The 12,001-nt window shown below is 54.3% G+C and carries 10 protein-coding genes; all 10 read left to right on the forward strand.

Features of this window, described 5'->3' with window-relative positions:
- Window positions 1-13: 13 nt before the first annotated feature.
- The 10 genes from QW71_RS20740 to QW71_RS20785 all read left to right on the forward strand — a co-directional run bounded on the left by QW71_RS20740 (window position 14) and on the right by QW71_RS20785 (window position 11,933).
- Window positions 14-955 carry a glycosyltransferase gene (locus QW71_RS20740; protein ID WP_231637773.1) on the forward strand — a complete coding sequence of 314 codons (942 nt, stop codon included), beginning with the start codon at window positions 14-16 and terminating at the stop codon, window positions 953-955.
- 14 nt (window positions 956-969) lie between these two features.
- On the forward strand, window positions 970-2,316 hold the full coding sequence (locus QW71_RS20745; protein WP_039302995.1) for an O-antigen ligase: 1,347 nt from the start codon (window positions 970-972) through the stop codon (window positions 2,314-2,316).
- Window positions 2,313-3,086, forward strand: coding sequence for a WecB/TagA/CpsF family glycosyltransferase (locus QW71_RS20750; RefSeq protein ID WP_039302998.1), 774 nt, complete (start codon window positions 2,313-2,315; stop codon window positions 3,084-3,086). The genes QW71_RS20745 and QW71_RS20750 overlap by 4 nt, the downstream gene beginning before the upstream one ends.
- A 31-nt stretch (window positions 3,087-3,117) precedes the next feature.
- Window positions 3,118-4,617 (forward strand): O-antigen ligase, encoded by a 1,500-nt coding sequence (locus tag QW71_RS20755; protein WP_039302999.1) that lies wholly within the window; start codon window positions 3,118-3,120, stop codon window positions 4,615-4,617.
- Window positions 4,583-5,962, forward strand: coding sequence for an oligosaccharide flippase family protein (locus tag QW71_RS20760; RefSeq protein WP_039303004.1), 1,380 nt, complete (start codon window positions 4,583-4,585; stop codon window positions 5,960-5,962). The genes QW71_RS20755 and QW71_RS20760 overlap by 35 nt, the downstream gene beginning before the upstream one ends.
- A 255-nt stretch (window positions 5,963-6,217) precedes the next feature.
- On the forward strand, window positions 6,218-7,072 hold the full coding sequence (locus QW71_RS20765; RefSeq protein ID WP_039303007.1) for a glycosyltransferase family 2 protein: 855 nt from the start codon (window positions 6,218-6,220) through the stop codon (window positions 7,070-7,072).
- Window positions 7,059-8,249: a glycosyltransferase family 4 protein gene (locus tag QW71_RS20770; protein WP_039303012.1), complete on the forward strand. Its 1,191-nt coding sequence runs from the start codon at window positions 7,059-7,061 to the stop codon at window positions 8,247-8,249. Before QW71_RS20765 ends, QW71_RS20770 begins: the two co-directional genes overlap by 14 nt.
- On the forward strand, window positions 8,246-9,385 hold the full coding sequence (locus QW71_RS20775) for a glycosyltransferase family 4 protein (RefSeq protein WP_039303014.1): 1,140 nt from the start codon (window positions 8,246-8,248) through the stop codon (window positions 9,383-9,385). Before QW71_RS20770 ends, QW71_RS20775 begins: the two co-directional genes overlap by 4 nt.
- A 102-nt stretch (window positions 9,386-9,487) precedes the next feature.
- Window positions 9,488-10,588 (forward strand): glycosyltransferase, encoded by a 1,101-nt coding sequence (locus QW71_RS20780; RefSeq protein WP_039303017.1) that lies wholly within the window; start codon window positions 9,488-9,490, stop codon window positions 10,586-10,588.
- A 4-nt stretch (window positions 10,589-10,592) separates the two neighbouring features.
- A complete protein-coding gene (locus tag QW71_RS20785; protein ID WP_039303021.1) occupies window positions 10,593-11,933 on the forward strand; it encodes a UDP-glucose/GDP-mannose dehydrogenase family protein in 1,341 nt (446 codons plus the stop codon).
- The last annotated feature ends 68 nt before the right edge of the window (window positions 11,934-12,001 follow it).

Below are 12,001 nucleotides of genomic sequence, written 5' to 3' on the forward strand. Positions count from 1 at the left end.
GGGAATTGGGTGAATGCCGATGCTTGTACACGGAGAAGTACCTAAGATTTCCATTATCATCTGCACCTACAACCGGTCGGCTCTGCTGGTCAAGACTCTTCATTCGCTGCTTCCGCTGGAGAATCTGGACCAGGCCGAAATCATCGTAGTGGATAACAGTTCCAAGGATGATACGGCAGCAGCCATCCGGAGGTTTATTGATACCTATGGTGCTGATATGGATATCCGTTATCTTCTGGAGCCGGTGCAAGGATTGTCGGCGGCCCGGAATACGGGGATTCTGGCTTCCAAATCGCCGCTCATCGCCTTCCTGGATGATGATGCGATACCTTGCCGGACCTGGATTAGTACGATCGTCAGTACGTTTGAGCAGAAGCCGGAAGTGATGGCCATGGGCGGTAAAATTGCTCCGATCTTCGAGAGCAAACGGCCGGAATGGCTGATTAAGCCATTCGAGCTTCCATATACCATAGTTGATCTGGGCAACCGGATCAGGGAATATCCGAAGCGTCTGCACCCCTGCGGAGCCAATATGGCGATGCGCAAGATCGTGTTCGACATCAGCCTGTTTCCGCTGGAGCTGGGGAGAAAAGGTGATTCGCTGCTCTCCGGTGAAGAGACCTGGCTGTTCGGCCAAATCCAGCAGGAGGGGCATTCCATTCTCTATCATCCGGAGATGGCGGTGGATCATTTCGTACCGGCTAACCGTTTGACGGAAGACTGGATTATGAAACGTTATTACAGCCAAGGCATCTCGAACGCGATGAAAAGCGAAGGGATGAAGGGCAACCTGCTGCTGCTGGGTAAAACAGGGGCCAAGGTGATGTACATTCTGGCAGATTCCATTCTCTCCCGCAGTCAGGGAAGAAGGCTGCTGAACAAATGCCGGCTGGAGAGTATTCGCGGAACTCTCCATATGATTTGGAACCGGAAGAGGGAATCCGCAGCGGGGTGAGGGGAGTGCGTGACATGACTAATTTTGAATGGGGCTCCAAAATAAACGCTTTGCCATACGGAATGCTCTATCTCATGTCCGCATTATTCCTGGGGGCAGCGGTCATCTACCAGCCGGTCATAGCCGTAGCTGCTGTACTCCTGATTATGCTGCTGTTCGTCTCCATCTCCCGTCCGGAACTGATCAGCTACTTCGTTCTGTTGACCACCGCAGTCTCGATTAACTTCCTGTTCAGCGGCAGTATGTTCGGTGTTGAGATTCTCTCACTCTACAAACTGGTTATCCTGATGCTGCTGGTGCCGTGCATTCTGGTCAACGGCCTGAAGTTCCGGCTCAGCCAGCCCCTGTGGGCGATGCTGGCGCTGGTCTTCATCACCTTCACCTTCTCCATCTGGCTGCCGGAGATGAGCTCATCGATTGCAGTCAAAGCTTTTATCGGATTATCGCTGCCCTTCGTATTCCTGCTTATCAATTGGAAGAAGGAGGTGGCTGAGAAGCAAATCCGCATCATCACCCTGCTGCCGCTGGTCAGTGTATTAGCCGGAGTGGTGCTGCAGGCGGCTCATCTGCATTCCTTACTCGACATCGAATTCACCGGCGCAGTACGGATTCAGGGGGCGAATATTCCGGCGCATCTGGCTATGCTGGCTTTCATGGGAGTCGCGATCGCATTCATTGAAATTAAGCGAAGCCCGCAGCATATCCGCTTTTACTACACAATGCTGGGTCTGAATTTCCTGATCCTCATTGGAACCGGGACACGGGGGCCGATCCTGGCACTGGTCCTGATGGTGCTCTATTATTTCTACGACATCTCCCGGCAGTATTTAAAAGGCAAAACGAAATTCCTGATCCCGCTGCTGTGCTCGCTGCTGGTAATCACCTCGGCAGTATACCTGCAGCTCGATAACATCAAGAAACGTTCCTTCGAACGTACGACGGAAACGGGGGTCGACCTGTCAGGGCGTGCGGAAGCCTGGGAGTACTTCCTGAACAAAGCGGAGGATTCCCCCTATGCGGGGCGGGGTCTTGGAGCGGTGACGGTGGCGAATGACGGATCGCTCTACAAAGGGTTTGTTGTTCCGCACAATGAGTATATCCGCTTCTACTTCGATGGAGGGTATTTCGGCGCAATCCTGCTGCTGCTTTCCTTGTTGGCTGTGTTCCTTCTGGTGTACAGGGCTTTGGCACCGCCGGTCAAACCTTATTATCTGCTCTTTATAGCAGCGTTTCTGATCTACTCTTTTACAGATAACACGCTGTCGACGGTCCAATTCATCATTCCGTTCTGTTGGTACCTGAACTGCCTGTATCGATCTTCACAGCTGGCCGATTCCCCACAAAAAGAAGTGATACGATGAACCAAGTGAATATGTTCGATGTCAATTTCGATAACTATGATTTCATGGATCTGCTCGATTACATTGACAAAACGATTCAGGAAAGGAATCAGTCCTACATCCTGACATGCAATGTCGATCATGTGATCAAGCTCCGCAAGGACAAAGAGTTCCAGGAAGTCTATTCCGAAGCCGGAGCTGTTGTGGCAGACGGAATGCCGCTCATCTGGGCTTCCAAAATGCTCGGTAAGCCGCTGAAGCAAAAGGTATCGGGAGCGGACCTGTTCAGCAGGCTGGGCAATGCTTTTGAACAAAGGAAATACCGGCTGTTCTTCCTGGGCTCAGCGGAAGGCGTGCCGGAGCAGGCGACGAAGAACCTGAAAGCAGCTTATCCGGGTATCAATGTTGTCGGCTGCTATTCTCCTTCCTACGGCTTTGAGCACAACGAAGAAGAGAACCAGCGGATTATCCAGATGCTGACCGAGAGTCAGCCGGATATTGTGTTCGTAGGCGTGGGAGCGCCGAAGCAGGAGAAATGGATATACCGTCACTATACCTCTTATCAGGCGCCGATCTCGATCGGTGTGGGCGCAACCTTCGACTTCCTGTCAGGCTCGGTCAAACGGGCTCCGGATTTCATGCAGAGAACCGGAATGGAATGGCTGTGGAGGCTCAGTCAGGAGCCGGGCCGTCTATGGAAAAGATACCTGGTCGATGATGCCCAGTTCCTGGTGCTGCTCCTCAAGGAGCTGCGCAAGCGGGATAAAGTGAAGAACAGCAAATCGCAATAAACGAGAAGCGGCGGAGACGGGAGGCGGGGGAATGAAGATGCTAAGCAGGGATGAGAACAGTCTGAGTCTTCCATCTAGATCAGCTGTGAAGTCAGCGGCAGCGATGACCATGATCTGCGGCGCAGCAGTGATTCTGCCGCTGCTGATCGGCTTCGCCAGTGCGAAGCTCAGCTCATCGAATAGTCTGCAGGGAGTGATACTGGCAGGAATCCTCTTCCCGGCCTTCCTGCTGGCGCTGCTGAATACACGGATGCTGATTCCTTACACGCTGCTGATCTGGGCGGTTGCCCCGGAGCTGCGGCGGATCGCAGACTGGTATGAAGGCGTGTATCACTCCGTATCACTGCTGAGTCTGGCGCCCCTGCTCACCGGAGCTACCTTAGCCATTCCGGTGCTGAAGGAGATTCACAAGATCCGCAAATCCTCTACCCGGATCCTTCTGCTGTTCTCCATTGCGCTGGCCTACGGCGCGATGATTGGCCTCGCGAAGAACGGCATTGGCTCGGTATACGATCTGGCGAATTATATCGTACCGCTGCTGCTGATTCCGTTCTTCGCGGTAACCCAGTACAAACCGAAGGATATCGACCGGCTGCTGTACGCTTTTGCCAATATCGCCGTGCTGGTTGCAGCGTATGGAATTGTACAGTATCTGACGGTTCCTCCGTGGGACGCCTTCTGGATGCGGAACGCGGATATGATATCCATCGGAACACCGTATCCCCTGGAGATCCGGGTGTTCTCCACTCTGAATTCTCCGGGCCCGGCGGCAACCTTCCTGGTCTTCGCACTGGTCCCGATGATTCTGGAGAAAAGATGGCAGGGGACGCTGCGCTGGATCGGTGTTCTGCTCGTAGTAGTCTGCCTGCTGACTACGCTGGTGCGTTCCGCATGGCTGGTCCTGCTGGTAATGCTGCTGGTGTACATTGCCTCCTCTCCATCCAAGGGCAAATGGAAAACCCTGCTGCAGCTTGTATTCGTGGCAGCTGCGCTGTTCACGATTGTTCCCAAGCTGCCGGGGGCAGAGGGGCTGGTCGCCCGGATGGAGACCCTCACCTCGGTGCAGGAGGATCATTCCTACAATGAACGTCTCAGCTTGTGGACGAACATGCTGCCGATGGTGGCAGGTAATCCGGTCGGGCAGGGTATCGGCAGTGTAGGACAGGGGACGAAGATCGGCAACGGCGGGGAGCTTGGGGAATACGGGAACATGGATAACGGTGTGATCGCACTGCTGCTTACCTTCGGAGTACTCGGCGCATTGTTCTTTTTCGGAGCCCTGGGGGCCGTCATTAAAGAGATTGCCGTCAGAGTAACCAGCAAGGATCATCTTCAGCCTTACGCCCGCCTGTCGCTGGCGGCATGGATGGGGGCTGTGGTAAGTCTGGTATCGGATAACGGATTTCCGGGTCTCAAGGGTTATCTGATCTGGATGCTGATCGGACTCGGACTCAGTGCCAAAGAGATTACTCAGAGCAGAAAGAAGGGTATACCACATGCAGCAGTTGAACGCGAAATCACTTCCCGCTAGTACAGTCTGGTCCTCCCTCCGGCGCTTCACGAAGAGTAAGGACAACAGCTCGGCTGCCGTCAAAACAATGTTCGTCAGCGTATTGATTCTGCTGGTCAATATGCTGACCGGTGTGCTGACCGCCCGGTATCTCGGCCCGACAGGGCGGGGGGAACAGACCGCTATGGTGAACTGGTCACAATTCCTGGCGTTCAGCATGAGCTTCGGTATCCCCTCGGCGCTGATCTACAACGCCAAGAAGAACCCGGATGAAGCCGGAGTGCTGTACAGGGTGGCGCTGCTGATCGGACTTGTGTTCGGGACCATGGCCATGATCATCGGGATTATTGTTCTCCCGTATTGGCTGAAGTCCTTCAGCCATGATGTTGTGGTCTTCGCCCAGTGGTCGATGATCCTGTGTCCGCTGATTGTGGTCTCGCAGGTCAACAATGCGGCGTTCCAGTTCAGAGGCGATTACAAAACCTTCAACTGGCTGCGTTATCTGATTCCCCTGCTGACCCTGGCCGCGATTGGGATACTCATCCTGACCGGACACATGAATCCTTATACAACAGCGCTGGCCTATCTGGTCCCGTCAGTTCCGCTATTCATCGGAATGACGGTTTCGCTGCTCCGCACCTACAAAGTAAAGCTGCGGGATGCCTATCTTAACTTCAAAAGATTGTTTACTTACGGTATGGGCTCCTACGGTAATGATCTGCTTGGACAGTTCTCTTATTACATAGACCAGATCATTATTGCCGGGCTGCTCCGGCCGGCCGATCTGGGGCTCTATGCGGTTGCGGTAAGCTTGTCGCGGATGGTCAACTTCTTCTCCAATTCGATTACGGTGGTCCTGTTCCCCAAAGCCTCCGAGATGTCAAAGGACGAAGCAATAGCCCTAACCTTCAAGGCTTTCCGGATCAGTACTACCTGTACTCTGCTAGGCGCAGTGTTCCTGATGCTGGTTGCCCCGTTTGTCATCCCGCTGCTCTACGGCAAGGATTTCAATACGGCGCTTACCGTGTTCCGCCTGCTGCTGCTGGAAGTGACCATCAGCGGAGGGACCCTGATTCTGGCCCAGGTATTCATGGCGCTGGGCAAGCCGAAGTTCGTATCCATCCTTCAGGGAGTCGGCCTCATCCTCGTGATTCCGCTGCTCTTCCTGCTGGTGCCGAAGTTCGGATTGTTCGGAGCCGGAGTGGCCATGCTCTCCTCGGCTGTGCTGCGGTTCCTGTTCATTATTCTTAATATCAGATACAACCTGAAGGTTAAGCTTCCGCGGCTGCTTATTAACGCCCAGGACCTTCAGTGGCTGAAGACGACGATGAATTCTTATATTCGCAAGAAACCTATGGATGTGTAAGCAGGTAAGTAACTGATTCAGCGAGCCGAGAATACGAGGCGAGCAGCTTATCTGCTAACAAGCAAATGATCGGTGTTTGAGGAGTTGAAAGGAAGTTTGGAGCTGGAAGAAGCGTCAGCGTTCGCCTTTGTCTTCTGATTTCTACCGCTACCGCGGTCCTAATCAGGAAATCAGAAGACAACAGCGATCGGAAGCCCAAACTGTCCTGGAAACGACGACAAACACCGCTCATACCAGGAAAAGGAGGATACCTTCATGGATTCAATGACAAGCGTGCTTGGCGGCCGGGGGAGTTACCCGATATCGGCGGTCATCATTGCTCAGGATGACGAAGTTCGAATCTCCGCAGCAATTCAGTCCTGCCGGTTGTTCGCCGACGAGGTGGTTGTAATCGACGGGGGCAGCAAAGACGGGACGGTCCAGCTGTCCGAGAGCCTGGGATGCCGGGTGTACGTTAACCCATGGCCCGGATACGCGAAGCAAAGGGAATTCGGAGTGGAACGCGCCGTCCATGATTGGGTCTTCCTGATTGATACCGACGAAGTGGTCAGTGAAGAGCTGGCGCGGGATATTCTGGAGCGCAAGCCGGGACTTACGGATGCTACCGTAGCGTTCTCGCTATACCGGATTGGTGATTTTCTCGGCAAATGGCTGGATAAGGGTGAGTACCTGGTGCGGCTGTATAACCGCAAAGAGTACGGCATCCGCAACAGCCTGGTGCATGAGATGCCCGAGGTATCCGAGGAACGGACGGTGAAGCTGAACGGAACGCTGTGGCATCAAGGCTTCCGCAGCATCAACGACCACGTGGCCCGGTTCAACAAATACACGGATCTGGAAGCGCAAAGCGCCTTTGCCAGCGGCAAGCCGTTCAAACTGAGCCACCTGCTGCTGCGGCCGCCGGCACGTTTCCTGCAGAAGTATTTCGTGCACGGCTTATTCAAAAAAGGGATTTCGGGCTTCGCGGTATCGATATTCTGGGTGATGTATGAATTCATGGTCGGCTTCAAGCATTACGAATTACACAGCTCTGGCAAGCTGACCCGGCATAATGCCATGGGCCAGACCGAGAAGGAGAACAAAGGGGAGAGAAGCTATGTCGTACAATGACGGATTGAACATTATGACGACCGGCCTCAGTTGGCCCTCGTTACAGCCCGGAGGACTGAACACCTATTTCAAATCCGTATGTGAGCAGCTCTCCTCACGGAACCTGGTGCATGCCCTGATCTGTAGTCAGGAGACACCTGCTACCCCGAAGGAACTGATCATCCACAACGCCGGTGATCCCAAGGAGACGATCTGGAAACGCAAGGATGCCTTCCAGCGCAAGGCGGCGGACCTGATGGGAGACGGCAGCGGGCGGATTGATATCCTCTATACCCACTTCGCACCTTACGGCATCGGGCCGGCGATTGAAGCGAAGAAGCGGGGCATTCCGGTGGTGATGACCTTCCACGGCCCCTGGAATGAAGAGATGAAGATCGAAGGTCAAGGCATCAAGCACAAGGTGAAAACAACGATTGCCAAATCGATTGAACATAAGGCTTACAAGCTGGCGGACAAATTCATTGTCCTGAGCGAATACTTCCGCAATATGCTGCATGATCTGCATGGGGTGCCGCTGCACAAGATCATCGTCATTCCGGGTGCGGCCAATGTGGAACGGTTCGTGCCTTCCACCAACCGGCTGGCGATCCGGCGGACACTGAATCTGCCGGAAGGTGCAACTACCGTGCTGACGGTCCGGCGGCTGATGAACCGGATGGGGCTGCTGCAGCTGCTCGAAGCCTGGAAGCAGGTCGCCGAGCGGTTCCCGAACGCGATTCTGCTGATCGGAGGCAAAGGCCCGCTGCGCGGGGAGCTCGAAGAGAAAATAGCCGATTACGGACTGGGCAACAAGGTCCGGCTCCTGGGCTATATTCCCGATCATGAGCTGGCCTCCTATTATCAGGCGGCGGATATGTTCGTCGTTCCTTCGCAGGCGCTGGAAGGCTTCGGCCTGATCACCGTTGAGGCGCTGGCCTCCGGACTTCCGGTGATGGCGACTCCGGTCGGCGGCAACAAGGAGATTCTGCAGGGCTTCCGGCCGGAGCTGCTGTTCAAGAGTGCGAGCAGCGACGATATGGCGGAAGGCATGATTCATATGCTGAGCAACCGCAAGCTGCTGCCGGGCCGTGACGAATGCCGGAATCATGTGCTGGAGAAATATACCTGGCAGCATGTAGGCGATCAAGTGGAGTCCGTATTCCTCGAAACTTTGGGAAAGGGTGTGAGCGTAGGATGATCAAAGTCGCTTATATTGATCACACCGCCAAATGGAGCGGCGGAGAGGTTGCCTTGTTCAACATTCTCACCAACATCGGTGAACAGATTAGCCCGCTGGTGATTCTGGCGGAAGAAGGCACTTTGGCCGAACGGCTGCGGGAGAAGGGCATTGATGTCCGCATTATCCCGCTGGATGAGAGCATCCGCAGCCGCGGACGCAATGCCGTGAACCTCGGCGCCCCGGCGGCTGCAATGAAGCTGCTGGCCTACGGCCGTAAGCTCGCTCCGCTGCTCAAAGAGGAGAAGGTCGATTGCGTGCATACCAATTCGCTGAAATCGGCATTTTACGGAGCGGTGGCTGCCAAAAAAGCCGGGGTGCCCCTGATCTGGCATATCCGGGACCATATCGGAGCCCCGTACCTGAAGCCGGTTGTCGCCAAGGCGATCCGGCTGCTGTCACGCCTGCTGCCGAACGGCGTCATCGCCAATTCCCATTCCACGCTGAATGCGCTGGAGCTGCCGCGGTCGAAGAAGACGCTGGTTGTTTACTCCGCTTTTGCCAAAGCGATCGGTGAAGGGATCGGCAAGCGGGACCAGAAGGACTTCAACGTCCTGCTGGTGGGACGTCTGGCTCACTGGAAAGGCCAGCATATTGTACTGGAAGCCGCCAAGGCCTTCAAGAATGACAGCCGGGTGAAGTTCTGGCTTGCCGGAGACGCGCTGTTCGGGGAAGAGGAATACAAACAGGAATTAATTCAGCAGATGCAGCAAGGCAACATTACCAATGTCAGCCTGCTGGGTCATGTAGATGATATACAAGGACTTATGAACAAAGCCGATTTACTGATTCACACGTCGATCACCCCCGAGCCGTTTGGCCAGGTCATCGTCGAAGGTATGGCGGCTGGACTGCCGGTGATTGCCTCCAATGAAGGCGGACCGGTTGAGATTGTAGTTCCTGGCGTAACAGGAATGCTGATCCAGCCGGGAGATGCTACTGTACTTGCAGACTCCATCACCTGGATGCTGAACCATCCCGAAGAGCGTAGACGGATGGCGGATAATGGAATGAAACGGGTGAAAGAGCATTTTGTCATCGAGAATACGGTCAAGGATATCGTCGCTTACTACAAAGGTCTGCTGGCGGTTACCTGATTCTCGCGCTTGGACAATGCTTAAGACTTGCTTCACTATCCGTTTCTACCATGCGTTCACTGCTTGATGATGCTGCTCCATAAAACTTTGAGGATGATTCACATGAAAATTGCGATAGCGCACGATTACTTAATCCAAATGGGCGGAGCGGAAAGAGTGGTGGAGGTTTTTCATCACATGTATCCGGATGCTCCGATTTTCACAACGGTTTTTAACGGAAGCCGCCTGACCGATAACCTCAAAGATGCGGATATCCGGGCCTCCTGGCTGCAGAAAATCCCCGGCGTGAAGCGGAATTTCAAAGGGGTGCTGCCGCTCTATCCCATGGCCGTCCGCGATTTGGACTTCAGCGGGTATGACATCGTCCTTAGCTCCAGCAGTGCTTTTATGAAAAGCATCCAGGTGCCCGAGTCTACCTTTCATCTGTGTTACTGCCATACCCCCATGCGGTTCGCCTGGGATTATGACACCTACATGGAGCGGCAGTCGAATTCCGGATTATTCAAAAGACTGCTCAAGGTGTATATGCAGCGGCTGAAGAACTGGGATCAGCGTACCTCCAAAAATGTAAATCAGTTTGTAGCCAACTCCTCCGTCGTGAAGACGCGGATTCAGAATTATTATCACCGGGATTCCGATGTCATCTTCCCGCCGATTAATACAGCGCGCTTCACCAGCTCCCCTACCATTGGAGATTACTATCTGATCGTATCCCGGCTGGTTTCCTACAAGCGGATCGATCTGGCGGTAGAGGCGTTCAACCGTAACGGCGTGAAGCTGTACATCGTGGGAGACGGGCCGGACCGCAAGCGTCTGGAAGGCATGGCCAAGGATAATATCTCTTTTCTGGGCCGGCTGGAGGATGATGAAGTGACAGGGCTGATGTCGCAGTGCCGGGCTTTTGTTTTTCCCGGAGAAGAGGATTTCGGCATTACGCCCCTGGAGGCGAATGCTGCAGGAAGACCGGTCATCGCCTATCAGGCCGGAGGAGCGCTGGACACGATTATTCCTTACGTCAACGGCGTGTTCTTCCAGCACCAGGAAGTTGATGATCTGCTCCAGGCTATTGATGAGGCAGAATCCTATGCGTGGGATATCGAGCAGATTATGGGCCATGCACGTAAATTTGATGAGCAGGCGTTTATGGTCCAGTTCAAGCAGTATGTGGAACAGGCCTACGTCAATTTCCTAAAAGGAGGATGATTGTATGAAACTCGCAGTAATCGGTACCGGCTATGTAGGTCTTGTCTCGGGCGTATGCTTCACCCTTAATGGAAATCATGTCATCTGTGTCGATAAGGATGAGGCGAAGATCGAGAAGCTTAACCGGATGGAATCCCCAATTTATGAGCCGGGTATTGAGGCACTGATTGAAATGAATCTCCGCGAGGGGAGGCTGAGCTTCTCGGCCGATCTTAAGGATTCGGTCCGCCGTTCCGACATCGTCATCCTTGCCGTAGGGACTCCCTCACTGCCGGGCGGTGAAGCGGATCTAAGATATATCGAAGGGGCAGCCATTGAAATTGCGCAGGCGATGGAAGGCTATAAGATCATCATGACCAAGTCGACCGTACCCGTAGGCACCAATGAGAAAATCCGCAATTTGATCGCTTCGCACACGAATCATCCCTTCGACATTGTCTCCGCCCCTGAGTTCCTCCGTGAAGGCTCCGCGATCCGCGACACGCTGCATCCCGACCGGATCGTGATCGGACTCGATAATCCTAAGCTTGAGCCGATGATGCGTCAGCTGCATCAGGGCTTCACGGACAATGTATTCGTCACGGATATCCGCAGCGCCGAGATGATCAAATATGCGTCAAATGCGTTCCTGGCCACTAAGATATCGTTCATTAACGAGATCGCCAATATATGCGAAAAAGTGGGAGCTGATGTAACCGAGGTGGCCGAGGGCATGGGAATGGACCGGAGAATCGGGTCTACCTTCCTGCAGGCCGGTATCGGTTATGGAGGCTCCTGTTTCCCGAAAGACACCAATGCGCTGATCCAGATTGCCGGCAACGTGGACTACGAGTTCAAGCTGCTGAAATCGGTGGTCGAGGTCAATAAAGGCCAGCGCTTCATGATCATCTCCAAGCTGCATGAATCGCTTGGAAGCCTGCGCGGCGCAGTCATCGGCATCTGGGGCCTCGCCTTCAAGCCGAACACCGATGATGTCCGCGAGGCGCCTGCCCGTGAAATCGTTGAGGCGCTGGTAGCCGAAGGCGCCACTGTGAAGCTCTATGATCCGATTGCCGCCGAGAATTTCCGGGCGCAATATGATCATCCGCAGCTCCGCTGGTGCGGACTGGCGGAAGAGGCTGCCGAAGGCAGCGATGCAGTATGCCTCCTCACCGACTGGAGCCAGTTCAAGGATATCGACCTGCATCTGCTGGCGAAGAGCATGCGCCGTCAGGTGTTGATCGACGGCCGCAACGTCTATACCAAAGAGCAGATCGAAGGAACCGGCCTGGAGTATCACTCCGTCGGACGCCCGCAGATGGGCGGCCTTAGCGGATTCTCCGCCAGCGTTGCCGGCGCGATCTAAGCTCATGCCTATCCGGAATCCCTCTGATTCCGCCGAAAGTTGGCTACATGAGGAAATCAAAGGGATAA

This window comes from Paenibacillus sp. IHB B 3415 (genome assembly GCF_000802655.2).
In the GTDB taxonomy this organism is placed as follows: Bacteria; Bacillota; Bacilli; order Paenibacillales; family Paenibacillaceae; genus Paenibacillus_AQ; species Paenibacillus_AQ phytohabitans.